The sequence below is a fragment of the Metapseudomonas otitidis genome, assembly GCF_011397855.1.
In the GTDB taxonomy this organism is placed as follows: domain Bacteria; phylum Pseudomonadota; class Gammaproteobacteria; order Pseudomonadales; family Pseudomonadaceae; genus Metapseudomonas; species Metapseudomonas otitidis.
Map to the genome: position 1 here is coordinate 5,261,479 of NZ_AP022642.1, position 26,461 is coordinate 5,287,939.

Consider the following 26,461-nt stretch of genomic DNA (forward strand, 5'->3'; position numbering starts at 1 on the left):
TCCTCAGGCCGCACTGCTTACTCGAACCAATGGGCTCGGGCGGCCATGATCAGCTTGCCGGCACGCTCTTCGTCCATGCCGTCGATGTCGAGCAGGTCGTCGATCGACTGCTCGGCCAGGTCTTCGCGATTGATTACGCCACGCACTGCCAGTTCGACCGCCAGCTCCTTGTCCATGCCCTCGAGTTCCAGCAGGTCCTCGGCGGGCTGGGCATCGGCCAGCTTCTCTTCGGTCGCGATCGCCTTGGTCAGCAGGCGATCCTTGGCGCGGGCGCGCAGCTCGTTGACGATGTCCTCGTCGAACCCATCGATGCTCAGCATCTCTTCCATGGGCACGTAGGCGATCTCTTCGAGGCTGGTGAAACCTTCCTCCACCAGCACCTGAGCCAGCTCTTCATCCACGCCGAGTTCATCGACGAAGGACTGCATGATGTCGCCGGTCTCGGCCTGCTGCTTGGCCTGGATGTCCGCCTCGGTCATCACGTTCAGGGTCCAGCCGGTCAGCTGGCTGGCCAGGCGAACGTTCTGGCCGCCACGGCCGATGGCCTGGGCGAGGTTGTCCTCGGCAACGGCGATGTCCATGGCATGGGCATCTTCGTCGACGATGATCGCCGCCACTTCGGCCGGAGCCATGGCGTTGATGACGAACTGAGCGGGGTTGTCGTCCCACAGGACGATATCGACACGCTCACCGCCCAGCTCGCCAGAAACAGCCTGGACGCGGGAGCCACGCATGCCGATGCAGGCGCCCTGCGGGTCGATGCGCTTGTCCTTGGAGCGAACGGCGATCTTGGCGCGCGAACCCGGGTCACGGGAGGCGGCCATCACTTCGATCAGCTCTTCGGCGATTTCCGGCACTTCAATGCGGAACAGCTCGATCAGCATCTGCGGCGCGGTGCGCGAGAGGATCAGTTGCGGACCACGGTTCTCGGTGCGGATTTCCTTCAGCAGGGCCCGGACACGGGCGCCGACGCGGAAGGTCTCACGGGGGATGATGTCCTCACGGGCCAGCAACGCCTCGGCGTTGTTGCCCAGGTCGACGATCACGTTGTCACGGGTGACCTTCTTGACCGTACCGGAAATGATGTCGCCCAGCTTCTCGCGATAGGCCTCGACCACCTGTGCACGCTCGGCTTCGCGCACCTTCTGCACGATGACCTGCTTGGCGGTCTGGGCAGCGATGCGGCCGAACTCGATGGATTCGATCTTCTCTTCGATGACGTCGCCGATCTTGGCATTCTCGTCACGGGCCTGGGCCTGGTCGAGGGTCAGCTGGATGGCCGGATCCTCGAAGTTCTCGTCGTCCACCACCGCCCAGCGGCGGAAAGTGTCATAGCTACCGGTGTGCCGGTTGATGGACACACGCAGGTCAACCTCGTCCTCGAAGCGCTTCTTGGTAGCGGTGGCCAGTGCCAGCTCCAGCGCTTCGAAAATCACACCTGCCGGCACCCCTTTCTCGTTGGATACCGACTCTACAACCAGCAGTACTTCTTTGCTCATCGTACGCCTCGCCTTTCGCAATCCATTGGACCCGCGGGATCCGCGTCTCAGTCAAAACGGGGAATGATGTTGGCCTTGTCGATCAGGTCGATCGGCAACAGGTACTCGTGATCCTCGACGAGAACCACCACATCCTGTTCCTCCACCCCGCGGAGGAGACCCTGGAAGTTGCGCCGGCCCTCGTAGGGAGAACGCAACTTGATTTTCACGAGCTCTCCGGCATGGGCCGCGAACTGCTCGAGTCTGAATAAGGGACGATCCATGCCGGGCGAGGACACCTCAAGGGTGTATTCGCTGGAGATGGGATCTTCCACATCGAGAACGCCACTGATCTGACGACTGACCTTTTCGCAGTCGTCGATGAGGATGCCGTTCTCATGATCGATGTAGACGCGCAGGAGCGAATGGCGCCCCTGGGACAGGAACTCGATACCCCAGCACTGATAGCCGAGCGCCTCGACCACCGGGGCCAGCAAGGCCTGCAACTGTTCTAGCTTGCTCGACACCTGTTTGCCCTCGCATGCCGTAGAAATAAAAAATGGGCGTAACGCCCATCATGAAAGCCATCCGGAACCGATGGCAAAGTAATCCAGCTAGCAAAAAGCCCCTTAAAAGGGGCTCTGCTTGAACTGGTTGCGGGGGCTGGATTTGAACCAACGACCTTCGGGTTATGAGCCCGACGAGCTACCAGACTGCTCCACCCCGCGTCAAAGCTGGGCCCGGAGTATACGACCAGACAGACGCCCGGTCAACCTGACACTCCTCCAGCAAGAAAACCCGCTACTGCGGGCTTCCTTGTCTTGCATGGTACCGAGGAGGGGACTCGAACCCCTACAGCCTATGGCCACTACCACCTCAAGGTAGCGTGTCTACCAATTCCACCACCTCGGCAAAACTTGCCTTACTTCTGCTCTGGAGCTTGCGGAACGTCACCTGCAGATCCTGCGGGCTTCTGCTCTTCGAGCACCGGCACATCATCAGATGCCGGCTTTTGCTGCTGAACCTCGATGGCGGCCGGATCCGGCAGACCAACGTGACTCAGAGCTTCAGCCTTTTGCTTAGCAAAGAACGCTAAACCCAGACTAGTAATGAAAAAAACCGCGGCGAGTATACCAGTAAAGCGACTCAGAAAGGTAGCAGAACCTTGGCTTCCAAAAACAGTACCCGAAGCACCTGCACCAAACGAAGCGCCTGCATCCGCGCCTTTACCATGTTGCAGCAACACCAGAACCACAACGCCGATGGCGACGAGCAGGTGCACCACGATAACGACAGTTTCAAGCATCTCGTCAGCTTCCTGCGGCACGACAAATCGCACCGAACTCATCTGCATTCAGGGAGGCTCCACCCACAAGCCCCCCATCAATATCCGGCATCCCGAACAACTCAGCCGCACTGGCAGCCTTCACACTGCCGCCGTACAGAATTCTCACACCCGCCGCTATCTCGACACTCTCGACCGACAATTGCGAACGGATCGCAGCATGAACTTCTTGCGCCTGAACAGGAGAAGCCGTCAACCCGGTACCGATGGCCCAGACAGGCTCATACGCGATTACCGCAGAAGAGAAGGCACCAACACCCAACTCTTCGATGACGCCACCAATCTGCTCACCAACCACACGCAGGGTTTCGCCTGCCTCACGCTGCTCGCGGGTCTCGCCGACACAGAGAATCGGAACCAGACCGCACGCCTGAGCCGCAGCAAACTTGCGACTCACCACATCATTACGCTCACCAAGAATCAAACGACGCTCGGAGTGACCAACGAGGACCCACTTGCAACCTGCATCCGCCAGTTGAACCGCAGCAATCTCCCCGGTAAGGGCAGCCTGCATGGGCTCTATCGCGCAATCCTGGGCACCGATGGAAATAGAGCCACCATCGAGCACTTGAGCAACCTGGGCGATGTACAGGGAAGGCGGGATGACCACCACATCGACATCAGCCGGCACAACCTGCTGATGAAGACCTTTGATCAGCTCTGCGACGCTGGCGCGGGTACCGTGCATTTTCCAGTTACCAGCTACCAAAGGGCGACGCATGCCGTACCTCGTCGATCAAAGTGGGCGCAGATGTTATCCGAGGTTTTTCCAACTAGCAAGCGAAATCAAGCACATACCTCGGAAACAACCTTCACGAGCTCCTCGGCGTAAGTGCGAACCTGCTTTTCGTCGTCCCCTTCCACCATCACACGCACCAGCGGCTCGGTCCCGGACTTGCGCAGCAGTACTCGCCCGCGCCCCGCCATGCGTTCGGTGACCCTGGCACAAGCATCTTTAACGGCCGGGTGCTCGACAGGATCCAGACCTTCCCCGCTGTAGCGGACATTGAGAAGAACCTGCGGGCACTTGCGCATGCCCTGGCGAGCCTCCGCCAGCGACTGGCCACGGCGCTGCAGGGCCAGCAGCACCTGCAGCGCCGCAATCAAGGCATCGCCGGTGGTGGTGAAGTAGCTGCAAAGGATGTGTCCGGAATTTTCCCCGCCCAGGGTCCAGCCACGCTCATGCATCTCGGCAATCACATAGCGATCGCCGACCTTGGCACGAGTAAAGGGAATCCCCATCTCGGCAAGCGCCAGCTCCAGACCAAGATTGGTCATGAGCGTACCCACGACGCCATCATTGCTGAGCTTGCCCCGCTCCTGGAGGTCGCGGGCAATGATGTAGAGCAGCTCATCCCCGTCCACGATGGCGCCCGTGTGGTCGACCATCAGCACGCGGTCGCCGTCGCCGTCGAAGGCAATACCGATGTCCGCATGCTGGGCCACGACCTCGGCCTGCAAGGCCTGCATGTGGGTGGAGCCGCATTTGTCGTTGATGTTCAGGCCGTTGGGCTGCGCCGCAAGCACCGAAACGTTGCCTCCCAACTCACGGAACACACTCGGCGCCACCTTGTAGGTAGCACCATGGGCACAGTCGACGACGATCTTCATGCCGCCCAGGTCCGTGCTCATCGGCACCGTGCTCTTGCAGAACTCGATGTAGCGCCCCGCCGCGTCGTTGATCCGGGAAACCTTGCCGAGGTTGGCCGACTCCACCACCTGCATCGGCTGGTCGAGCAACTCCTCGATCATCAATTCGACTTCATCAGAGAGCTTCACACCCTGGCCGGAGAAGAACTTGATGCCGTTGTCGCTGTGGGGGTTGTGGGATGCGCTGATCACGATGCCCGCATCCGCCAGGAAGGTGCGCGTCAGGTAGGCAATCGCAGGCGTGGGCATGGGCCCCAGCAGCATCACGTCGGCACCGGCGGCAGAGAGACCAGCCTCCAGGGCGGACTCGAACATGTAGCCGGAGATCCGCGTGTCCTTGCCGATGAGGATTCGGCACTTGCCCTGCTTGCGGAACGCCATGCCCGCCGCCCAGCCGAGCTTGAGCATGAAATCCGGAGTGATCGGGAATTGCCCAACGTGCCCACGAATGCCGTCGGTGCCAAAGTACTTTCTGCTCATCTACTGCTCCGCGATTCCTACTCCGCCGCTTCGACTGCGGCGATCATTCTGATGACATCAACCGTCTCGGCCACATCGTGCACCCGCAGGATGCACGCACCCTTTGAGACGGCCAGGGCTGCCAGCCCAAGACTGCCGTACAGGCGCTGGTCGACATCACGCCCCAACACCTGACCGATCATGCTTTTCCGCGACACACCGACCAACAGGGGACGACCAAGACGCCCCAGCTCAGCCAGATGACGAAACAGCACGAGATTGTGCTGAAGACTCTTGGCAAAGCCGAACCCGGGATCGAGCACGATTCGCTCTTCAGGAATACCGGCTTCGCTGCAGGCTCTCATGCGCTCCTGCAGGAACTCACCGACTTCCCGGACGACATCGTCGTAGGCAGGCGCATCCTGCATGTTGCCGGGCTCTCCACGCATGTGCATCAGGCACACGGGAAGTCCACTGTCCGCGGCAGCATCCAGCGCTCCATCCCGGCGCAAGGCTCGCACATCGTTGATGAGGCCCGCGCCTAACCTGGCGCCTTCCCGCATCACGGCAGGGGTGGACGTATCCAGGGAAATAATGACATCCAGCTCGCGCGCAATCGCCTCGACCACTGGCGCGACACGCTCCAGCTCCTCGGCAGGCGAGACCGGGCGAGCGCCAGGCCGAGTCGACTCTCCGCCGACATCGATGAGCGTCGCTCCGGACGCCACCATGGCGCTGGCGTGACGCAGCGCGGCATCGCGCTGACTGAAACGACCACCATCGGAAAAGGAGTCGGGAGTTACGTTAAGGATGCCCATGACATGCGGGCGCCCCAAATCAAGAACCCGGTTGCCGCAAGGCAACCGGGTCGGGTACTGCATGGAACTCATCAAGAATCCTTAGTGCTCGCCAGCGGGCCCACCGATCGGATTCTCCGGGCGAGGCGACTCCTCACGCGGAGCGGACTTGCCGGAGGTACCCGAGCCACCTTGCCAATCCTTGGGCTCGCGAGGCTGGCGCCCCGCCATGATGTCGTCGATCTGGTCGGCATCGATGGTTTCGAATTTCATCAACGCCTCGGCCATCATGTCGAGCTTGTCGCGGTGATCCACCAGGATCTGCTTGGCGGTGGCATAGCAGTGATCGATGATGCTGCGCACTTCCTGATCGATGAGCTGCGCGGTCTGCGCCGATACATTCGAGTGCTGGCTGCCAGCGCTACGCCCCAGGAAGACCTCGCCCTCTTCTTCCGCATACATCAGCGGACCGAGCTTCTCGGACAAGCCCCACTTGGTCACCATGTTCCGCGCGATCTGTGTCGCACGCATGATGTCGTTGGACGCGCCCGTGGTCACGCCGTCGAAGCCCAGGGTCATTTCCTCGGCGATCCGTCCGCCGAACAGCGAGCAGACCTGGCTGATCAGCGCGCGCTTGGACAGGCTGTAGCGATCCTCCTCCGGAAGGAACATGGTGACGCCCAGCGCGCGGCCACGCGGAATGATCGAAACCTTGTAGACCGGATCATGCTCCGGAACGATGCGACCCACGATCGCGTGACCGGCCTCGTGGTAGGCGGTATTGAGCTTCTCCTTCTCGGACATGACCATGGTCTTGCGCTCGGCACCCATCATGATCTTGTCCTTGGCCAGTTCGAACTCACGCATCTCGACGATGCGCTTGTTGACACGGGCAGCGAACAGCGAAGCCTCGTTGACCAGGTTCGCCAGGTCAGCCCCCGAGAAACCGGGCGTGCCACGGGCGATGACAGCAGGATCCACATCGTCGCCAACCGGCACCTTGCGCATGTGCACCTTGAGAATCTGCTCGCGCCCACGGATGTCCGGCAGGCCTACAACCACCTGGCGATCGAAGCGGCCCGGGCGGAGCAGCGCCGGATCGAGCACATCCGGGCGGTTGGTGGCGGCGATCACGATGATGCCGTCGTTCATTTCGAAACCGTCCATCTCCACCAGCAACTGGTTGAGGGTCTGCTCGCGTTCGTCGTGACCGCCACCCAGGCCAGCGCCGCGATGGCGACCGACGGCGTCGATCTCGTCGATGAAGATGATGCAGGGAGCGTGTTTCTTGGCCTGGTCGAACATGTCACGTACGCGTGAGGCACCCACGCCAACGAACATCTCGACAAAATCAGAACCGGAAATGGTGAAGAACGGAACCTTGGCTTCGCCCGCAATCGCCTTGGCGAGCAGGGTCTTGCCGGTACCGGGCGGGCCGACCATCAGCACGCCACGGGGAATGCGGCCGCCCAGGCGCTGGAACTTGCCCGGGTCACGCAGGAACTCGACAAGCTCGCCGACTTCTTCCTTGGCTTCGTCGCAACCCGCGACATCGGCCAGGGTGGTCTTCACCTGGTCCTCGGACAGCAGTCGAGCCTTGCTCTTGCCAAAGCTCATCGGGCCACCACGGCCACCGCCACCGCCCTGCATCTGACGCATGAAGAACATGAACACCGCGATGATCACCAGGATGGGGAAGCTTGCTACGAGCAACTGGGTCCAGATGCTCTGCTGCTCGGGCTGGCGCCCCTCGATGACCACGTTGTTGTTGACCAGGTCACCGATCAGGCCGTTGTCCTGGATGGCAGGCCGAATGGTCTTGAAGGTATCGCCGTCATTGCGCTTGCCGGTGATGACATAGCCATCGACGGTGACGCGCTCGACCTTGCCGTCCTTCACCTGCTGGATGAAGTCGGAATAGTTCAGCGTCTGCGGTTCGCTGGGGCTGGAGAAGTTGTTCATCACCGTGACCAGTACGGCGGCGATGATCAGCCACAGGATCAGGTTCTTTGCCATGTCGTTCAATTAGCTACCCTCTGGAGCAGGCTCCGTCACGGAACGTGCCCCGCATGACGGCTGGTTATCAACCGGCCTAACTTACACCACAACCCCTGCCGGCCGGCAGGCGCCGTCTGTAACCCTTTATGATGCCTGGCGCTCGCCGTGACGGCGGTCCCACTCCATGAGACCCGCGAACCACCTGTCTGTCGCAGTCTATTCCCCGCGGAAGCCGCGCGCGAGCAGGTATTGCTCACGGGAGCGATCACGCGACGAAAGCGGTTTGCGCATCAGCACCTTGTCGAACATTTCCTTGACCTGCTTGTGGTAGAGATCGAATCCCTCACCCTGGAATATCTTGATCAGGAAATCGCCACCCGGAGTCAGGACTCGCGCCGCAAGATCGAGCGCCAGCTCGCACAGGTACATGGCACGCGGCTGATCGGCCGCCCTGACACCACTCATATTGGGGGCCATGTCGGAAATCACAAGGTCGACCGGGTGCTCGCCGATCGCCTCGAGGATCCGGGCAAAGACCGCATCGTCGGTGAAGTCCCCCTGAATGAAGGTGACGTCCGGGATGCTGTCCATTTCAAGGATGTCCGACGCGATGAGCCGCCCTCGGTCGCCGATCACCCGACTGGTGACCTGGGACCAGCCGCCCGGCGCAGCCCCGAGGTCGACCACGGTCATGCCGGGTCGAAGAATGCGGTCCTTCTCCTGAATCTCCAGCAGCTTGTAGCTGGCACGCGAACGATAACCATCCTTCTGCGCCATCTTGACGTAGGGGTCATCGAAATGTTCTTTCAGCCAACGATGGCTAGTCTTGGAACGGGCCACGGGATACCTCGTGTTCGGCTGTGCGCCCCGAAGTCACTCGGGTAAACTAGCAGCCTTTTTTCGCAGGGGTCTGATTATGGCGCTCTCTCAGGAGCACAAGAAGCAATACAAATCTATCGGCCACCACCTGAAACCGGTATTGATCGTGGCCGAGAACGGCCTGACCGAAGGGGTCCTGGCCGAACTGGATCGTGCGCTCAACGATCACGAACTGATCAAGGTGCAGTTCCGCATCACCGAACGCGAGGATCGGCGCGCACTGATTGACGAGCTTTGCGAAGCCGGCAAGTGCGAACTGGTTCAGGTCATCGGCAAGATGGCGCTGATCTACCGCCGCAATCCCAAGCCCAACCGCAACCTCTCCAACATCAGCCGCTTCAGCGGCCTTTGATGCCTTGAAGCCGACGGGGCGCCACTTAGCGCGCCCTGCGGCGATCACTGCCCGGCACGGGCTGCACGACCAGCAACGCACCACATAGCGTCAACACCATGTAGCTGAATGCCAACAGGCGAGCGAACTCGGCTTTCCAGAAGCTGACGACCAGAAAGATCGTTGCCGCCAGCAGGATGACCAACAGCAACTGCCCTCGCGAATCCCGCAACACGCTGCGCGCGCCCTCCAGCCAGGCCAGCAGCCCCAACTGAAGCACGCCACAGAACGCCGCAAACCCCACCAACAGCGGGGACAGGCTGCGAGACAGCTCTTCCACCAACAATGGCGCGAATCCCACTCGCTCCAAGGCTGGCAGAACCACGAAGTGCAGCAGCCAGAGGCCGCCGACCCAGAATGTCTGGGCTAGCTGCCACCCGGCTACCGCTGCACGGGACGAGCGTCGATCAGATATGGCGAACCTCGACGATCTCGTACTCGACCAGACCGCTGGGCGTCTTCACCACCACCACATCACCCTCGACCTTGCCCACCAGCGCTCGCGCGATGGGGGAGCTGACCGAGAGCTTGCCACGCTTGATGTCGGCCTCGTCGTCACCCACGATCTGGTAGGTCACGGTTTCGTCGGTCTCGACGTTGGCGATGTCCACGGTCGCACCGAAGATCACCTTGCCACTGTGGGGGATGGTGGTGATGTCGATGATGTGGGCGTTGGACAGCTTGGCCTCGATGTCGCGGATGCGCGCCTCGGCCAGGCCCTGCTGCTCACGAGCAGCATGGTACTCGGCGTTCTCCTTGAGATCGCCCAGCTCACGCGCCTCGGCAATGGCCTGGCTGATCTTCGGGCGCTCGATCTTGAGCGCCTTGAGTTCGTCTTCCAGGGCCTGAGCGCCCTGGATGGTCATCGGAAACTTGGTCATGCGTTGATTCCTGCATGGAGATCCTGCAAGCGGCGCACGGTCTTCTCGGGACCGAACTTGAGCGCCTCACAGACCGCCTGCCCCGCCGCGATGGTGGTGGTGCAGTAGATCTTGTGCTGCAGGGCGTTACGACGGATCGAGTAGGAGTCGGCAATGGACTGACGCCCCTCGGTGGTATTGATGATCAGGGTGACCTCGTCGTTCTTGATCATGTCGACCACATGGGGACGACCTTCGGTCACCTTGTTCACCCGGCGTACCGGCAGGCCGGCGGCCTCGATGACACGCGCGGTACCGGCAGTCGCCACGACCTCGAAGCCCAGCGCCACCAGGTCACGAGCGACTTGAACGGCCTCGGCCTTGTCGTCTTCGCGCACGCTGATGAAGGCAGTACCGGAGTTCGGGAGGATCTCGCTGGCACCGAGCTGGGCCTTGGCAAAGGCCTCGCCGAAGGTATCACCCACGCCCATGACCTCGCCAGTGGACTTCATTTCCGGGCCGAGGATCGGGTCGACGCCCGGGAACTTGGCGAAGGGGAACACCGCCTCCTTGACGCTGAAGAACGGCGGAATGATCTCCTGGGTGAAGCCGACCTCAGCCAGGCTCTTGCCTGCCATGACGCGTGCGGCCACCTTGGCCAGGGACTCGCCGATGCACTTGGAGACGAACGGCACGGTACGGGACGCGCGCGGGTTCACCTCGATCACGTAGATGTCCTCGCCCTGCACGGCCATCTGCACGTTCATCAGGCCGACGACGCCCAACTCCAAGGCCATCTTCTTGACCTGCTCGCGGATCTCGTCCTGGATGTGCTTCGGCAGCGAGTACGGCGGCAGCGAGCACGCGGAGTCACCGGAGTGCACGCCAGCCTGCTCGATATGCTGCATGATCGCGCCGATCACGACGGTTTCGCCGTCGCACACCGCATCCACGTCCACCTCGATGGCGCAGTTGAGGAAGCGATCCAGCAGCACCGGGCTGTCGTTGGAGACCTTCACGGCCTCACGCATGTAGCGCTTGAGCTCTTCTTCCTGGTAGACGATTTCCATCGCGCGGCCGCCCAGCACGTAGGACGGACGCACCACCATCGGGTAGCCGATGCCCTTGGACAGGGCCAGGGCTTCGTCTTCGCTACGGGCCGTGGCGTTGGCCGGTTGGCGCAGGTTGAGACGCTGGACCATCTGCTGGAAGCGCTCGCGGTCTTCGGCACGGTCGATGGCATCCGGGCTGGTGCCGATGATCGGTACGCCGGCCTCTTCGAGGGCGCGGCACAGCTTCAGCGGGGTTTGGCCGCCGTACTGCACGATGACGCCCTTGGGCTGCTCGACGCGGACGATCTCCAGTACGTCTTCCAGGGTCACCGGCTCGAAATACAGGCGATCCGAGGTGTCGTAGTCGGTGGAGACGGTCTCCGGGTTGCAGTTGACCATGATGGTCTCGTAGCCGTCTTCGCGCATCGCCAACGCGGCGTGCACGCAGCAGTAGTCGAACTCGATGCCTTGGCCGATGCGGTTGGGGCCGCCACCCAGGATCATGATCTTGTCGCGACCGGACGGGTTCGCCTCGCACTCTTCCTCGTAGGTCGAGTACATGTAGGCGGTGTCGGTGGCGAATTCGGCAGCACAGGTGTCGACGCGCTTGTAAACCGGTAGCACTTTCAGCTTGTGGCGATGGGCCCGCAGGTTCTTCTCGGTGACACCCAGCAGCTTGGCGAGGCGCGCATCGGAGAAGCCCTTGCGCTTGAGGCGGCGCATCAGCTCGTAGTCGATCCCGGACAGGCCCAGGGTCTGCACCTGCTGCTCTTCCTTCACCAAGTCTTCGATCTGGATCAGGAACCACTCGTCAATGCGAGTGAGGTCGAACACTTCGTCGACCGTCTTGCCGGCGCGGAATGCGTCGGCCACGTACCAGATACGCTCGGCTCCCGGCACGGTCAGCTCGCGCTTGAGGATACTCTCGGCCTCGGGGTCGGCCAGGTCCAGCTTGGGATCGAAGCCGGCAACGCCGACTTCCAGACCACGCAGGGCCTTCTGCACGGACTCCTGGAAGGTGCGACCGATGGCCATCACTTCGCCCACGGACTTCATCTGGGTGGTCAGGCGGGCGTCAGCCTTGGGGAACTTCTCGAAGGCAAAGCGCGGAACCTTGGTCACCACGTAATCGATGGCCGGCTCGAAGGACGCCGGGGTACGACCGCCGGTGATGTCGTTCTGCAGTTCGTCCAGCGTGTAGCCGACAGCCAGCTTGGCGGCGATCTTGGCGATCGGGAAGCCGGTGGCCTTGGAGGCCAGGGCGGAGGAGCGGGATACGCGCGGGTTCATCTCGATCACGACCATGCGGCCGGTGTTCGGGCAGATGCCGAACTGCACGTTGGAACCGCCGGTCTCCACGCCGATCTCGCGCAGCACCGCCAGGGAGGCGTTGCGCAGGATCTGGTATTCCTTGTCGGTCAGGGTCTGCGCGGGCGCCACGGTGATGGAGTCACCGGTGTGCACGCCCATCGGGTCGAAGTTCTCGATGGCGCAGACGATGATGCAGTTGTCCTTCTTGTCGCGGACAACCTCCATCTCGTATTCCTTCCAGCCGATCAGGGACTCGTCGATCAGCAGCTCGTTGGTCGGGGACAGGTCCAGGCCACGGGCGCAGATCTCTTCGAACTCTTCACGGTTGTAGGCGATGCCGCCACCGGTGCCGCCCATGGTGAAGGACGGACGGATGATGCAAGGGAAACCGACCATCTCGAGGACGCCATAGGCCTCTTCCATGCTGTGGGCGATGCCGGAGCGCGGGCAGGCCAGGCCGATGTCCTTCATGGCCTTGTCGAAGCGCGAACGGTCCTCGGCCTTGTCGATGGTGTCGGCGTTGGCACCGATCATCTCGACGCCGAACTTCTCCAGGACGCCATGGCGCTCCAGGTCCAGGGCGCAGTTCAGCGCGGTCTGGCCGCCCATGGTGGGCAGGAGGGCGTCAGGACGCTCCTTCTCGATGATCTTGGCAACGGTCTGCCACTTGATCGGCTCGATGTAGGTGGCGTCGGCCATGGCCGGGTCGGTCATGATGGTGGCCGGGTTGGAGTTCACCAGAATGACGCGGAAACCTTCTTCCTTCAGGGCCTTGCAGGCCTGGGCGCCCGAGTAGTCGAACTCGCAGGCCTGGCCGATGACGATGGGGCCGGCGCCGAGGATCAGGATGCTTTTGATATCTGTACGTTTTGGCATGGTCTTACTCGAATCCTTGGGTCAGTCGGCGAGGATCAGCGGCGCTTGGCCATGGTTTCGATGAAGCGATCGAACAGCGGAGCCACATCGTGCGGACCGGGGCTCGCCTCGGGGTGCCCCTGGAAGCTGAAGGCCACCTTGTCGGTACGCTCGATGCCCTGCAGGGTGCCGTCGAACAGCGACTTGTGGGTGGCACGCAGGTTGGCCGGCATGCTGGACTCGTCCACGGCGAAACCGTGGTTCTGGCTGGTGATCATCACCACGCCGGAATCCAAGTCCTGCACCGGGTGGTTGGCACCGTGGTGGCCGTGGCCCATCTTCATGGTGCGGGCACCGGAGGCCAGGGCCAGCAACTGGTGGCCCAGGCAGATACCGAACACCGGGATGTCGGTCTCGAGGATTTCCTTGATGGCGGCAATGGCGTAGTCGCAAGGCTCCGGGTCACCCGGGCCGTTGGACAGGAAGACGCCGTCCGGATTCAGGGCGAGCACGTCTTTGGCCGGAGTCTTGGCCGGCACCACGGTCAGGCGGCAGCCACGTGCGACGAGCATGCGCAGGATGTTCAGCTTCACGCCGTAGTCATAGGCCACCACGTGGTAGGGCAGCTCAGCAGCAGCGATCTCGGGGTGGCTGTCGCTTTCCAGGTTCCAGACACTGGAGCGCCATTCATAAGGCTTCTCGCAGGTCACTTCCTTGGCCAGGTCCATGCCCTTCAGGCCCGGGAAGCTGCGTGCCAGTTCCAGTGCCTTTTCCTCGGTGGCATCGGCGCCGACCAGGATGCAGCCGTTCTGGGAGCCCTTCTCACGCAGGATGCGGGTCAGGCGACGGGTATCAAGCCCGGCGATCGCAACGGTACCGGTCGCCTGCAGGTATTCCGGCAGGGACTGCTTGCTGCGCCAGTTGCTGGCCAGCAGCGGCAGGTCGCGAATGATCAGGCCGGCGGCCCAGACGCGGTCGGACTCGGCATCTTCCGGCGTGATGCCGGTGTTGCCGATGTGGGGATAGGTCAGGGTGACGATCTGCTGCGCATAGGAAGGATCGGTGAGGATTTCCTGGTAGCCGGTCATGGCAGTGTTGAACACCACCTCTCCGATGGTCTGGCCGTCGGCCCCGATGGACTCGCCGCGGAAAATGCTGCCGTCGGCAAGCGCGAGTATGGCTGGCTTAGTCAAGAAGACCTCCCGTATCTAAGGCTGAAGCAAACGCAGATTGTAAAAAAGCGGGATGACGTTGATACCGTCACCCCGCTTTTTTATCTGAGCCATTTCTGCGTAACTTTTAGTGGACACACTAAAGCTGCAGCTTACAGGAATGCGTCATTTCGGTCCACAGGAAAGACATCACCAAACTGCATTCCGCGACCAATAATCAGCGCAGACCCAGCACATCCTGCATGTCGTACAGGCCGGCACCCTGGCCATCCAGCCACAGCGCGGCACGTACGGCGCCACGGGCGAACGTCATGCGACTGGACGCCTTGTGGGTGATCTCGACGCGCTCGCCATCGGCCGCGAACAGGACGGTATGGTCGCCGACCACATCACCTGCACGCACGGTGGCAAAGCCGATGGTTTCGCGCTCGCGAGCGCCCGTCTGACCTTCACGCCCATAGACCGCCACCTTCGACAGGTCGCGCCCCAGGGCCTCGGCCACCACCTCACCCATGCGCAGCGCGGTGCCGGAGGGGGCATCCACCTTGTGGCGGTGATGGGCTTCGATGATCTCGATGTCCACTTCGTCGCCGAGCACCCGCGCAGCGGTGTCCAGCAGCTTGAGGCAGAGATTCACCCCGACACTGAAGTTGGCGGCAAAGACGATGGGGATCTGCTTGGCCGCATCAGCCAGCAGCGCCTTCTCCTCGGCGGTGAAACCGGTGGTGCCGATGACCATGGCCTTGCCCGCCTGGCGACAGACCTCCAGGTTCTTCAGGGTCACCGACGGGTGGGTGAAGTCGATCAGCACGTCGAACTCGTCCACCACCTTGGCCAGGTCGCCCGAGAGCGGCACGCCGATACGCCCCAGGGCGGCCAGCTCACCTGCATCAGCCCCCACCAGGGTGCTGTCGGGTCGATCGATGGCGGCGGTCAGGCCGGCACCCGGGTTCTGCTGGACCGCTTCGATCAGGGTCTTGCCCATGCGCCCGGCGGCGCCCATCACTGCAATACGTCGCATAACGAACAAAGCTCCAAGCTAGAAGCGCCAGGCCCCGCGCACGACCAGGCCAAGCCTGCCGTGCGCCGCCTGGCGCCCTGCGTCAAAGATCACCAAAGAAGCGCTTCATGCCTTCGAACCAGGTGCTGGCCTTGGGCGAATGGGAGCCGTCACTCTGCAGGCTCTTGCGGAACTCTTCCAGTAGTTCCCGCTGGCGCTTGTCCAGGTTCACCGGCGTCTCGACCACCACGCGGCACATCAGGTCGCCCGCGCCACCGCCCCGCACAGGGGCAACGCCCTTGCCACGCAGACGGAACAGCTTGCCGGTCTGGGTCGCCTCGGGGATCTTCAGTTTGACGCGGCCGTCCAGGGTCGGCACCTCCAGCTCACCGCCCAGCGCCGCATCGGCGAAGCTGATCGGCACCTCGCAGTACAGGTGCTTGCCGTCACGCTGGAAGATCGGGTGCTCGCGCACGTTGACCACCACGTAGAGGTCGCCGGGCGGCCCGCCCATCACACCCGCCTCGCCTTCGCCGGACAGGCGGATGCGGTCGCCGGTGTCCACGCCGGACGGCACCTTCACCGACAGGGTCTTGTGCTCTTCCACACGCCCCTGGCCATGGCAGCTGCCGCACGGGTCGCTGATCATCTTGCCGGTGCCGTGGCAGCGCGGGCAGGTCTGCTGGACGGAGAAGAAGCCCTGCTGCATGCGCACCTGACCAATACCACCGCAGGTGGTGCAGGTGACGGGGCTGGTGCCTTTCTTCGCACCGGAGCCATCGCAGGTCTTGCAGTTGACCAGGGTCGGCACACGGATGGTCACGGTCGTGCCGCGAACCGCCTCTTCGAGATCCAGCTCAAGGGTGTAGCGCAGGTCGCTGCCGCGCTGGGCACCGCCACGCTGGCCACCACGCTGGCCACCGAAGAAGTCGCTGAACACGTCGCCGAAGATGTCGGAGAAGCTGGCTCCACCGAATCCCGCCCCACCGCCGCCGCCCATCTGCGGATCGACGCCGGCATGGCCGTACTGATCGTAGGCCGCGCGCTTGCTGGCATCCGAGAGGATTTCGTAGGCCTCGTTGGCCTCCTTGAATTTCTCCTCGGACTCCTTGTCCCCCGGGTTGCGGTCCGGGTGGTACTTCATGGCCAGGCGACGATAGGCCTTCTTCAGCTCGGCCTCGCTGGCGCCACGCTCCACACCGAGGATTTCGTAAAAGTCACGTTTAGCCATTGGTTCTCTGCACTCTGAAAGTTTCGCGCCCTCCAGACACGCCGACGCGGGAGCAAGCCCCCGCGTGGCGAATCACCCCGAGCCGAGCGGCCCGGGGCAGGAGCGCAAGCAAGCGTGGCGCTTACTTGTTGTCCTTGACCTCTTCGAACTCGGCGTCGACGGCATCGTCGGCAGCCTTGTCGTCGCCTGCGGGAGCACCCTCGCCGGCCTTGGCCTGCTCGGCGTACATCTTCTGCGCCAGCGGAGCGGAAGCCTGGGACAGCGCGTTCATCTTGGCTTCGATCTCGACCTTGTCATCGCCCTTCACGGCAACTTCCAGCTCGCCTACGGCTTTCTCGATGGCCGCTTTCTCTTCAGCAGTGGCCTTGTCGCCCGCTTCAGTGATCATCTTGCGGGTGGCGTGAACCAGCGCATCGCCCTGGTTACGGGCACCGGCCAGCTCTTCGAACTTGCGGTCTTCCTCGGCGTTGGCTTCGGCGTCACGCACCATCTGCTGGATTTCTTCCTCGGACAGGCCGGAGTTGGCCTTGATCACGATGGACTGCTGCTTGCCGGTGGCCTTGTCCTTGGCGGACACGTGCAGGATGCCGTTGGCGTCGATGTCGAAGGTCACTTCGATCTGCGGCACGCCACGCGGAGCCGGCGGGATCTCGGCCAGGTCGAACTTGCCCAGGGACTTGTTCTGGCCGGCCTGCTTGCGCTCACCCTGCAGCACGTGAATGGTCACGGCGGACTGGTTGTCGTCGGCAGTGGAGAACACCTGGGACTTCTTGGTCGGGATGGTGGTGTTCTTCTCGATCAGCGGAGTCATCACGCCGCCCAGGGTCTCGATGCCCAGGGTCAGCGGGCTCACGTCGAGCAGCAGCACGTCCTTCACGTCACCGGCCAGTACGGCACCCTGGATGGCCGCACCGATGGCGACGGCTTCGTCCGGGTTGACGTCCTTGCGCGCTTCCTTGCCGAAGAAGTCGGCAACTTGCTTCTGCACCAGCGGCATGCGGGTCTGACCACCGACCAGGATGACTTCGTGGATGTCCCCCACGTCCAGGCCAGCATCTTTCAGCGCGATGCGGCACGGCTCGATGGTGCGAGCAACCAGGTCTTCCACCAGGGCTTCCAGCTTGGCGCGGGAAATCTTCACGTTCAGGTGCTTCGGACCGGTCTGGTCTGCAGTGATGTACGGCAGGTTGACGTCGGTCTGCTGGCTGGAGGACAGCTCGATCTTGGCCTTCTCGGCAGCCTCTTTCAGGCGCTGCATGGCCAGCGGGTCGCCCTTCAGGTCCATGCCGGACTCTTTCTTGAACTCGTCGACGAGGTAGTCGATCAGGCGGATGTCGAAGTCCTCACCACCCAGGAAGGTGTCGCCGTTGGTGGCCAGCACTTCGAACTGGTGCTCGCCGTCCACTTCGGCGATCTCGATGACCGACACGTCGAAGGTACCGCCACCCAGGTCATAGACGATCACGGTGTGGTCGCCCTTGGCCTTGTCCATGCCGTAGGCCAGCGCTGCCGCGGTAGGCTCGTTGATGATGCGCTTGACGTCCAGGCCGGCGATACGACCGGCGTCCTTGGTGGCCTGGCGCTGGCTGTCGTTGAAGTAGGCCGGAACGGTGATGACGGCTTCGGTCACCGGCTCGCCGAGGTAGTCTTCGGCGGTCTTCTTCATCTTCTTCAGCACTTCCGCAGAGATTTGCGGAGGCGCCATCTTCTGGCCCTTCACTTCGACCCAGGCGTCACCGTTGTCGGCCTTGGCGATCTTGTAGGGGACCATCTTGATGTCTTTCTGCACGACGTCTTCTTCGAAGCGACGACCGATCAGGCGCTTCACGGCGTACAGGGTGTTGTGCGGGTTGGTGACGGCCTGGCGCTTGGCGGACTGACCGACCAGGATCTCGCCGTCATTGGTGTAGGCGATGATCGAGGGGGTGGTACGCGCGCCTTCGGCGTTCTCGATCACCTTGACGTTGCCATTCTCAAGAATGGAAACGCAGGAGTTGGTGGTACCCAGGTCGATACCGATGATCTTGCCCATATTCTCTCTCCCGAAACTTTGATTTCTTTAGGGCCCCGCTCGCTTGGGGGCCGCATCAGCATGTGAACGCTTGGACTACCAGATGGGGGCCCTGAGCCGGATTTCAAGCCTGCTCGTCGATGGACGGCGGCGCTTCGGCCGGGGCCTTGCTGACTACGACCATAGCCGGGCGCAGCAGGCGGCCGTTGAGCAGATAGCCCTTCTGGAAGACCTTCAGGACGCTACCCGGCTCGACATGGGTGCTCTCTTCCATTGCCATCGCCTGGTGGTGCTCCGGGTTGAACGGAGCGCCATGGGGGTCGACGGCCTCGACCTGGAAGCGCTTCAGGGTGTCGTGGAACAGCTTCAGGGTCAGCTCGACGCCTTCACGTACAGGGCGAACGGCCTCGTCCTCGGCACTGGTCAGCTCCAGGCCACGCTCCAGGCTGTCGACCACCGGCAGCAGGTCGTTGGCGAACTTCTCCAGGGCGAACTTGTGCGCCTTCTCGACATCCTGCTCCGCACGGCGGCGGATGTTCTGCAGCTCGGCGGCGGTACGCAGGGACTGGTCCTGGGCCGCAGCCAGCTGCTCCTCCAGCGCCTGGACGCGGGCCACGAGGTCCTCGCCCGCCACGTCAGCCGGTGCGCTCACCTCGGGGTTCTGGGTATCCAGGTTCTGTTCGTCTGCCATGCCTTCCTCCTTACTGAAACGGTGGCGGGGAATGACCCGCCGATCTGTCCGCCTATATGGGGTCGCAATTTGTCGCTTCAAGGGCAGCAGGCGATTGTCAGCCGGAAAACAAACACTGTATAAATAGCCAGCCTAAGCCCAGGGGAGTCCCCGCCATGCTGGTCCACCTCTCAGTCCACAACTACGCCATCGTCGAGCATCTGGATCTTGAGCTCGAAGGCGGCATGACCGTGATCACCGGCGAGACCGGCGCGGGCAAGTCGATCATGCTCGACGCCCTCGGCCTGACTCTGGGCGACCGCGCCGACAGCGGCGCCGTCCGCCCCGGCGCGGAGAAGGCCGACATCCTCGCCAGCTTCGACCTGAGCGACATCCCCGAAGCCCGCGCCTGGCTCGCCGAGCGGGACCTGGAAACCGACGGCCCGTGCATCCTGCGCCGGGTCATCACTGCAGAAGGCCGCTCCCGTGCCTATATAAACGGCACGCCCTGCCCCCAGGGCGATCTCAAGGCACTGGGCGAACTGCTGATCGACATCCACAGCCAGCATGAGCATCAGTCGCTGCTCAAGCCGGACACCCATCGGCGCCTGCTGGACGAATTTGCCGGCGCCAGCGACCTGGCCCGCCAGGTCCAGCTCGCCGCCCAGCGCTGGCGCCAGACCCGCCAGGAGCTCCAGCGCCTGTCCCGCAACAGCGAGGAGCAGCGCGCCCGCCACCAATTGCTCAGCTACCAGTTGGAAGAACTGGAACAACTGGCCCTCGGCGACAACGAACTGGAGCAACTGGAAGCCGAGCACAAGACCCTGTCCAACGCCGAAGGCCTGCTGGCCGGCTGCCGCCAGGTACTGGACATGTGCAGCGAGAGCGATGCCGGCAACGTCCTCAGCGCCCTCACCTCCAGCCTCAACCGCCTGACGGCCTTCAACGCCCAGCAGGGCCCCATTGCCGAAGCCGTCAACCTGCTGGCCAGCGCCCAGATCCAGGTGGAAGAAGCGGTCGGCGAGATCAACCGCTTCATCGACCATTTCGATGCCGACCCGCACCGCCAGCAGGAGGTCGAAGAACGCCTCGATACGCTCTACACCCTGGCCCGCAAGCACCGCATCCATCCCAGCGAACTGCCTCACCTGCAGCACACGCTGCTGGAGGAGATCGAAGCGCTCAATGCCGATGACGAGGCGGTGGAGCGCCTCGGGGACGAACTGGCGGCCTATGCTCGCCACTACCAAGCAAAAGCCGCCGAGCTGAGCCAGTTGCGCGGCAAAGCGGCCGGCAAGCTGGCCAAGGCCGTGGAGACGGAGATGCAACGCCTGGGCATGCCCGGCGGGCGTTTCAGCATTGAGCTGCGCAGTATCGAAAGCGACGAACCCCAGCCGAACGGACAGGAACAGGTGGAGTTCCTGGTCAGCGCCAACCCGGGCCAGCCCCTCAAGGGCCTGGCCAAGGTCGCCTCGGGCGGCGAGCTGTCCCGGATCAGCCTGGCCATCCAGGTCATCACCGCACAGACCTCGCGGGTACCGACCCTGGTGTTCGATGAAGTGGACGTGGGCATCGGCGGCCCCACTGCAGAAGTGGTCGGCCAGTTGCTGCGGCGCCTGGGCGAACGCGGCCAGGTCCTCACCGTCACCCACCTGCCCCAGGTGGCCGCCCAGGGCCATCACCACCTCTTCGTGCACAAGAAGCGCGGCAGCAAGGAAACCCGCACCGCCGTCGCCAACCTCGACGACGCGGCGCGCGTGGAGGAGATCGCCCGCATGCTGGGCGGCGTCGATCTCACCGAAGAGTCCATCGCCCACGCCCGCAAGATGGTCACCAGCGCCCGCCACTGATTCGCGCAGGCATGAAAAAGGCGACCCGAGGTCGCCTTTTTCATGGGGCGGAAATCACTTCTTCTTGCGCACGTACAGCACCAGATTGTGATCGACGAGCTCGAAGCCGTGCTCTTTCACGATCTCTTTCTGCCGCTTTTCGATTTCGGCGTCGATGAATTCGATGACCTCACCGGAGTCCACGCAGACCATGTGGTCGTGGTGGCCGCTGTCAGCCAGTTCGAACACGGCATGGCCGCCATCGAAGTTGTGGCGGACGACGAGGCCGGCAGCCTCGAACTGGGTAAGCACGCGGTAGACCGTCGCAAGGCCTACGTCCTCGCCGGCTTCCATCAGTGCCTTGTACACATCCTCGGCACTCATGTGACGCTGATCGGCGGAGTCGAGCATCTGAAGGATCTTCACCCGAGGCAGGGTGACCTTCAGACCGGCTTTGCGAAGTTCGTTATTTTCAACCATGGTCAGCTTTCTCGTGGATGCTGCTTCGCAGCTTCCCTCAATGCGGGTATGATCGGATTTTCGTTGCCCAGCCAAGATAGTGGAAGTCACCCACCGATGCAAAACACCAAGCTCCTGCTGACCAGCCTCTCATTTGCAGGCCTGCTCGCACTCGCCGGTTGTTCGTTTCCCGGTGTCTACAAGATCGACATCCAGCAAGGCAACGTCGTAACGCAGGACATGATAGACCAGTTGAAGCCCGGAATGACCCGGCGCCAAGTGCGGTTTATCATGGGCAACCCCTTGATTCTCGATACCTTCCACGCCAATCGCTGGGATTACCTCTACAGCATCCAGCCCGGCGGCGGCCAGCGTCAGCAGGAGCGCGTCACCCTGCTGTTCGACGGCAACGACCAGTTGATCGGCCTGGGCGGTGACTTCATGCCTGGCGTCAGCCGCGACGAGGCGATCCTCGGCAGCGACGGCAACAACCAGGTCACCCCGAACAAACCCACCCAGCAGAAGCCGGAAGAGAAAGCCAAGCCTGGTTCGCTGCTGGAGCAGATCCAGAAGGAAGTGGACCAGGTGGAAACCGTACCGGTCCCGATCCCGGAACCCCTGGACACCACGCCGCAGTAACTGCAGCACCCATGAAAAAGCCCGGACTGGTTCCGGGCTTTTTTGTACCTGCCTGATCGAGAAGGGCCGACAGCCGCAGCGTCCTCAGACGCCGATCAATCGCCCCGACCCTCTCCCCTGGCCTGAGCCGCACGCGCGGCACGCGCCTTGCGCACCTCCTTCGGATCGGCCACCAGGGGGCGATAGACCTCGATGCGATCCCCCGCCTCGACCTGCCGAGCCTCGGCGTCCTGCGCCGCCTTGCCGAAGATGCCCAGCGGCGCAGCCGCCAGGTCCAGGTCGGGAAACGCATCCGCCAGCCCCGCCATCAACACGGCCTGGCGCAACGTCGTGCCGGCCGGCACATCCAGCCGCACCAGGCGCTGACGATCAGGCAGCGCGCACGCCACCTCGACGGTGATCAGCGACTCAGCCATACAGCTGCTTGGCCCGCTGGCAGAAAGCATCCACCAAGGTATTCGCCGCCTGGTTGAACAACGGCCCCAGGGTCGCCTTGACGATCGGCCCGGCGTAGTCGAAGGACAGGTCCAGGCTGATCTTGCAGGCCTTCTCCCCCAGCGCCTTGAAGTGCCAGACCCCATGCAGCTCGGTGAACGGCCCTTCCTCCAGGTTCATCTCGATGCTCGCCCCCTCCACCAGCACATTGCGGGTGACGAAGCGCTGACTGATCCCGCCCTTGGCCACGCCCAGGCTGGCCACCATGTGCGACTCGCTCGACTCCAGCACCTCGCTGCTCGCGCACCAGGGCAGGAATTCGGGGTAGCGCACCACATCGTTGACCAGGTCGTAGAGCGCCTTGGCGGGATAGGGGAGCAGCGCGGAACGCTGGATATGCGTGGACATCGGAGCCTCTGAACGTCAGTCAGTCGGCTGCAGCAGGGGCAACACGGCTGGTCAAAAAAAGAGCGCGCATTGTCGGGGATTCGCCCAACGCGCTCAAGCCTACGCCGCCGTAGCGGGCTGGCGAGCGACTCCCTATAATGCCGCGCCTATGGCTAAGCAAAAGAAACAATCCCAAGGCTCCATCGCACAGAACAAGAAGGCCCTGCACGACTACTTCGTCGAGCAGCGCTTCGAGGCAGGCCTCGCGCTGGCAGGCTGGGAGGTCAAGAGCCTCCGTGCCGGCAAGGCCCAACTGGTGGACAGCTACGTACTGCTGAAGGACGGCGAGGCCTGGCTGCTCGGTAGCCACATCACCCCGCTGAAGACCGCCAGCACCCACGTCATCGCCGACCCCGTGCGCACCCGCAAGCTGCTGCTGCACAAGCGCGAACTGGGCAAGCTGTTCGGCGCCGTCCAGCAGAAGGGCTACACCTGCGTCGCCCTCTCGCTGTACTGGAAGGCCCACCTGATCAAGTGCGAGATCGCCCTGGTGAAGGGCAAGAAGGAATTCGACAAGCGCGCCACGGAGAAGGAACGCGACTCCGACCGCGAGATCGAGCGCGCCATGCGCACCAAAGGCAAGGAGTGATCCTCGCCAGACAGAAACGCCGGGCATTGCCCGGCGTTTTCGTTTGCGCGCACTGACGACTCAGATGCCCTGGCGCCGCTGCGCCCGCTCCAGGCGCACCGCTTCCAGCCGCCCCTCGGCCAGCACTTCCTGCACGTAGTCGATGTGGCGATGGGACACCTCCCGCGCCTCCTCCGCACGCCGCTCGATGATCGCCTCGTACAGCGCCCGATGCTGGGCCATCAGCATGTCGCGGGTCTCGCTGCGCTGCAGGTACATCCCGCCGATGTTGGTCACCACGTTGTGCTTGAGCAGATCGAACAGCCCACGGATGGTGTGCAGCAGCACCGCATTGTGGCTGGCCTCGGCAATCGCCAGGTGGAAGCGCGCATCGGCGGCGCCCTCCTCCTCCCGGGTCGCCTGGCTGCCCGGCGAATAGCAGGCCTGCAGCGCCTCGAAAGCCTCGCCCAGGCGCTCATGGTCAACCGCCGTCGCCCGCAACGCCGCGTAGTAGGCGCAGGAACCTTCCAGCGTATGGCGGAACTCCAGCAGATCGCGCTGCGCGTCGGGGTTGCCCTCCAGCAGCTTCAGCAGCGGATCGCTGAAGGTCGACCCCAGCTCCGCCGACACGTAGTTGCCACCGCCCTGCCGGCTCACCAGCAGCCCCTTGGCCACCAGCTTCTGGATCGCCTCCCGCAGGGACGGGCGCGACACCCCGAACTGCTCGGCCAGCACACGCTCCGCCGGCAGCCGCTCGCCTGCTTTCAGGGTCCCCTCGAGGATCATCGCCTCGAGGTGATCGACGATGTCATCCGACAGACGGCGCTGACGCACCTGACCGAATCCCATACCCCTCCCGAACCACCGTTCCGTTCCCGTTCCAGCCGCCTGCCATGGCAGCCCAGCTCATTCAGCGCGGCAGCCTAACCAGCGCCATCGCCATCCACAAGGCGCAGATGAGCCCCATGCGCTCGACCAAAGTTGTAGGACACGAAATTGACAGGTCAATAGGAGGGCTTTTACCCTGAGCCGTCGACTTTGTAAATTGGTAATACCAATTCGACGAAAACGCCGAACGGAGAGCAATTGCCTGCTGCTGCGCCACGAGCGCAACGACTCCGGAAGGCCAACAGGCACTCCAAAAACAATCAGGGAGCCACCCGAATGCAAGCTTGGCAACAGATCTACACCCCGCTCGGCAGCCTCGGCCTGTCCGCGCTGGTCGCCTTGATCCCCATCGTGTTCTTCTTCCTCGCCCTCGCCGTGTTCCGCATGAAGGGCTACATCGCAGGCACCATCACCCTGGCCCTGTCCCTCGCGGTCGCGATCTTCGCCTTCAAGATGCCGGTCGACATGGCCTTCGCCGCCGCCGGCTACGGCTTCGCCTACGGCCTCTGGCCCATCGCCTGGATCATCGTCGCCGCAGTGTTCCTCTACAAACTCACCGTCAAGAGCGGCCAGTTCGAAGTGATTCGCAGCTCCGTGCTGTCCATCACCGACGACCAGCGCCTGCAGGTGCTGCTGATCGGCTTCTCCTTCGGCGCCTTCCTCGAAGGAGCCGCCGGCTTCGGCGCCCCCGTGGCCATCACCGCCGCGCTGCTAGTGGGCCTGGGCTTCAACCCGCTCTACGCCGCCGGCCTGTGCCTGATCGCCAACACCGCACCGGTGGCCTTCGGCGCCCTCGGCATCCCGATCATCGTCGCGGGCCAGGTCACCGGCATCGACGCCTTCAAGATCGGCGCCATGACCGGCCGCCAACTGCCCTTCCTGTCGATCATCGTGCCGTTCTGGCTGGTGGCCATGATGGATGGCTGGCGCGGCATCAAGGAAACCTGGCCGGCCGCCCTCGTCGCCGGTGCCAGCTTCGCCATCACCCAGTACTTCACCTCCAACTTCATCGGCCCGGAACTGCCCGACATCACCTCTGCCCTGGTGAGCCTGGTATCCCTGACCCTGTTCCTCAAGGTGTGGCAACCCAAGCGCGCCGAAGACCGTGAAGTGGTCGGCGTCTCCGGCGGTGCAGCCGTCATGGGCGGCTTCGGCGGCCCGCGCAGCACCACCCCGTCGCCCTACAGCTTCGGCGAGATCCTCAAGGCCTGGTCGCCCTTCCTGATCCTCACCGTGCTGGTGACCATCTGGACCCTGAAGCCGTTCAAGGCCCTGTTCGCCCCGGGTGGCGCGCTGGAGCACTTCGTCTTCATGTTCGCCATCCCGCACCTGGACCAGTTGGTGATGAAAGGCGCCCCCATCGTCGCCACCGCCACCGCGATTCCGGCCGTCTACAAGTTCGACCCGATCTCCGCCACCGGCACCGCGATCTTCCTCTCCGCCGTGGTCTCCATGCTGGTCCTGAAGATCAACTTTAAAAATGGTCTGACCAGTCTTGGTGAAACCTTCGTCGAGCTGAAACTGCCGATCCTCTCCATCGGCATGGTGCTGGCCTTCGCCTTCGTCACCAACTTCTCCGGCATGTCCACTACCCTGGCGCTGGTGCTGGCCGGCACTGGCGCGGCCTTCCCGTTCTTCTCGCCGTTCCTCGGCTGGCTGGGCGTGTTCCTGACCGGTTCCGACACCTCCTCCAACGCCCTGTTCGGCTCGCTGCAGGCCACCACCGCCCACCAGATCGGCGTCAACGACACCCTCCTGGTCGCCGCCAACACCAGCGGTGGCGTCACCGGCAAGATGATCTCCCCGCAGTCCATCGCCGTGGCCTGCGCCGCCACCGGCATGGTCGGCAAGGAATCGGACCTGTTCCGCTTCACCCTGAAGCACAGCCTGCTGTTCGCCGCCATGGTCGGTCTGATCACCCTGGCGCAGGCCTATGTGTTCACCGGCATGCTGGTTCACTGACCAGGGCCGGCTGCGCGTCGGTGATGCAGCAAGGGAATGGCCTCGGGGAGGCTCGCCTACATAGGTAGGCTCGGC

The 26,461-nt window shown here is 63.2% G+C and carries 25 protein-coding genes and 2 tRNA genes; 5 read left to right on the forward strand and 22 right to left on the reverse strand.

Translation table 11 applies throughout. The features are described 5' to 3' along the window. Positions 1–17: 17 nt before the first annotated feature. The 10 genes from nusA to rlmE all read right to left on the reverse strand — a co-directional run bounded on the left by nusA (position 18) and on the right by rlmE (position 8,567). Entirely contained in the window at positions 18–1,499 is a 1,482-nt protein-coding gene (gene nusA, locus PotMrB4_RS24385) for a transcription termination factor NusA (protein ID WP_044413740.1), read from the reverse strand. A gap of 47 nt (positions 1,500–1,546) precedes the next feature. Then, positions 1,547–2,005, reverse strand: a complete 459-nt coding sequence (rimP, locus tag PotMrB4_RS24390) for a ribosome maturation factor RimP (RefSeq protein WP_044413736.1) — start codon at positions 2,003–2,005, stop codon at positions 1,547–1,549. A gap of 124 nt (positions 2,006–2,129) precedes the next feature. Continuing rightward, positions 2,130–2,206, reverse strand: a tRNA-Met gene (locus tag PotMrB4_RS24395). 98 nt (positions 2,207–2,304) lie between these two features. Further along, positions 2,305–2,390, reverse strand: a tRNA-Leu gene (locus tag PotMrB4_RS24400). Positions 2,391–2,400: 10 nt separating this feature from the next. Continuing rightward, complete coding sequence (gene secG / locus PotMrB4_RS24405) at positions 2,401–2,784, reverse strand: preprotein translocase subunit SecG (RefSeq protein ID WP_052807672.1); 384 nt, start codon at positions 2,782–2,784, stop codon at positions 2,401–2,403. A 4-nt stretch (positions 2,785–2,788) separates the two neighbouring features. After that, entirely contained in the window at positions 2,789–3,544 is a 756-nt protein-coding gene (gene tpiA, locus PotMrB4_RS24410; RefSeq protein WP_172434696.1) for a triose-phosphate isomerase, read from the reverse strand. A 65-nt stretch (positions 3,545–3,609) separates the two neighbouring features. Beyond that, entirely contained in the window at positions 3,610–4,953 is a 1,344-nt protein-coding gene (gene glmM, locus PotMrB4_RS24415) for a phosphoglucosamine mutase (protein WP_074970385.1), read from the reverse strand. Between the two features lie 17 nt (positions 4,954–4,970). Beyond that, complete coding sequence (folP, locus tag PotMrB4_RS24420; protein WP_172434697.1) at positions 4,971–5,822, reverse strand: dihydropteroate synthase; 852 nt, start codon at positions 5,820–5,822, stop codon at positions 4,971–4,973. A gap of 9 nt (positions 5,823–5,831) precedes the next feature. After that, complete coding sequence (gene ftsH / locus PotMrB4_RS24425) at positions 5,832–7,745, reverse strand: ATP-dependent zinc metalloprotease FtsH (protein WP_044413721.1); 1,914 nt, start codon at positions 7,743–7,745, stop codon at positions 5,832–5,834. 198 nt (positions 7,746–7,943) lie between these two features. Next, on the reverse strand, positions 7,944–8,567 hold the full coding sequence (gene rlmE / locus PotMrB4_RS24430) for a 23S rRNA (uridine(2552)-2'-O)-methyltransferase RlmE (RefSeq protein ID WP_107328314.1): 624 nt from the start codon (positions 8,565–8,567) through the stop codon (positions 7,944–7,946). A 76-nt stretch (positions 8,568–8,643) separates the two neighbouring features. On the opposite strand from rlmE, the gene yhbY reads away from it, so the two are divergent. Next, positions 8,644–8,958, forward strand: coding sequence for a ribosome assembly RNA-binding protein YhbY (gene yhbY, locus PotMrB4_RS24435; RefSeq protein WP_044413714.1), 315 nt, complete (start codon positions 8,644–8,646; stop codon positions 8,956–8,958). A 25-nt stretch (positions 8,959–8,983) separates the two neighbouring features. Here the strand turns inward: yhbY and PotMrB4_RS24440 are convergent, their stop codons facing one another. From PotMrB4_RS24440 to grpE, 8 genes are all read right to left on the reverse strand, one after another. After that, positions 8,984–9,283: a DUF4149 domain-containing protein gene (locus PotMrB4_RS24440; RefSeq protein WP_330591945.1), complete on the reverse strand. Its 300-nt coding sequence runs from the start codon at positions 9,281–9,283 to the stop codon at positions 8,984–8,986. A 121-nt stretch (positions 9,284–9,404) separates the two neighbouring features. Then, on the reverse strand, positions 9,405–9,878 hold the full coding sequence (gene greA / locus PotMrB4_RS24445) for a transcription elongation factor GreA (protein WP_172434698.1): 474 nt from the start codon (positions 9,876–9,878) through the stop codon (positions 9,405–9,407). Beyond that, positions 9,875–13,096, reverse strand: coding sequence for a carbamoyl-phosphate synthase large subunit (carB, locus tag PotMrB4_RS24450; protein ID WP_172434699.1), 3,222 nt, complete (start codon positions 13,094–13,096; stop codon positions 9,875–9,877). The genes greA and carB overlap by 4 nt, the downstream gene beginning before the upstream one ends. Before the next feature lie 35 nt (positions 13,097–13,131). After that, the gene (gene carA / locus PotMrB4_RS24455) at positions 13,132–14,268 is read right to left on the reverse strand and encodes a glutamine-hydrolyzing carbamoyl-phosphate synthase small subunit (protein WP_044413703.1); all 1,137 of its coding nucleotides are present in this window, start codon (positions 14,266–14,268) and stop codon (positions 13,132–13,134) included. Positions 14,269–14,464: 196 nt separating this feature from the next. Further along, complete coding sequence (gene dapB / locus PotMrB4_RS24460; RefSeq protein WP_172434700.1) at positions 14,465–15,268, reverse strand: 4-hydroxy-tetrahydrodipicolinate reductase; 804 nt, start codon at positions 15,266–15,268, stop codon at positions 14,465–14,467. An 82-nt stretch (positions 15,269–15,350) separates the two neighbouring features. After that, a complete protein-coding gene (dnaJ, locus tag PotMrB4_RS24465; RefSeq protein WP_044413696.1) occupies positions 15,351–16,478 on the reverse strand; it encodes a molecular chaperone DnaJ in 1,128 nt (375 codons plus the stop codon). A 121-nt stretch (positions 16,479–16,599) separates the two neighbouring features. Next, complete coding sequence (gene dnaK / locus PotMrB4_RS24470; protein WP_172434701.1) at positions 16,600–18,510, reverse strand: molecular chaperone DnaK; 1,911 nt, start codon at positions 18,508–18,510, stop codon at positions 16,600–16,602. A 103-nt stretch (positions 18,511–18,613) separates the two neighbouring features. Continuing rightward, positions 18,614–19,180: a nucleotide exchange factor GrpE gene (gene grpE / locus PotMrB4_RS24475; RefSeq protein WP_044413691.1), complete on the reverse strand. Its 567-nt coding sequence runs from the start codon at positions 19,178–19,180 to the stop codon at positions 18,614–18,616. 155 nt (positions 19,181–19,335) lie between these two features. On the opposite strand from grpE, the gene recN reads away from it, so the two are divergent. Beyond that, entirely contained in the window at positions 19,336–21,009 is a 1,674-nt protein-coding gene (gene recN, locus PotMrB4_RS24480) for a DNA repair protein RecN (protein ID WP_074970390.1), read from the forward strand. A gap of 54 nt (positions 21,010–21,063) precedes the next feature. Here the strand turns inward: recN and fur are convergent, their stop codons facing one another. Next, complete coding sequence (fur, locus tag PotMrB4_RS24485) at positions 21,064–21,468, reverse strand: ferric iron uptake transcriptional regulator (RefSeq protein ID WP_044413688.1); 405 nt, start codon at positions 21,466–21,468, stop codon at positions 21,064–21,066. A gap of 96 nt (positions 21,469–21,564) precedes the next feature. Here fur and PotMrB4_RS24490 point away from each other — a divergent pair, with 96 nt between their 5' ends. Continuing rightward, positions 21,565–22,086, forward strand: a complete 522-nt coding sequence (locus PotMrB4_RS24490) for an outer membrane protein assembly factor BamE (RefSeq protein WP_074970392.1) — start codon at positions 21,565–21,567, stop codon at positions 22,084–22,086. 95 nt (positions 22,087–22,181) lie between these two features. Here the strand turns inward: PotMrB4_RS24490 and PotMrB4_RS24495 are convergent, their stop codons facing one another. Continuing rightward, positions 22,182–22,502 carry an RnfH family protein gene (locus PotMrB4_RS24495; protein ID WP_172434702.1) on the reverse strand — a complete coding sequence of 107 codons (321 nt, stop codon included), beginning with the start codon at positions 22,500–22,502 and terminating at the stop codon, positions 22,182–22,184. Further along, a complete protein-coding gene (locus tag PotMrB4_RS24500) occupies positions 22,495–22,929 on the reverse strand; it encodes a type II toxin-antitoxin system RatA family toxin (RefSeq protein WP_069561650.1) in 435 nt (144 codons plus the stop codon). The genes PotMrB4_RS24495 and PotMrB4_RS24500 overlap by 8 nt, the downstream gene beginning before the upstream one ends. Positions 22,930–23,077: 148 nt before the next feature. On the opposite strand from PotMrB4_RS24500, the gene smpB reads away from it, so the two are divergent. Next, positions 23,078–23,557 (forward strand): SsrA-binding protein SmpB, encoded by a 480-nt coding sequence (gene smpB / locus PotMrB4_RS24505; RefSeq protein ID WP_044413676.1) that lies wholly within the window; start codon positions 23,078–23,080, stop codon positions 23,555–23,557. A 60-nt stretch (positions 23,558–23,617) separates the two neighbouring features. Here smpB and PotMrB4_RS24510 read toward each other — a convergent pair whose 3' ends face one another. Beyond that, positions 23,618–24,385 carry an FCD domain-containing protein gene (locus PotMrB4_RS24510; RefSeq protein WP_044413674.1) on the reverse strand — a complete coding sequence of 256 codons (768 nt, stop codon included), beginning with the start codon at positions 24,383–24,385 and terminating at the stop codon, positions 23,618–23,620. Between the two features lie 315 nt (positions 24,386–24,700). Here PotMrB4_RS24510 and PotMrB4_RS24515 point away from each other — a divergent pair, with 315 nt between their 5' ends. Then, positions 24,701–26,386, forward strand: a complete 1,686-nt coding sequence (locus PotMrB4_RS24515; RefSeq protein WP_107328323.1) for a lactate permease LctP family transporter — start codon at positions 24,701–24,703, stop codon at positions 26,384–26,386. Positions 26,387–26,461: the final 75 nt, after the last annotated feature.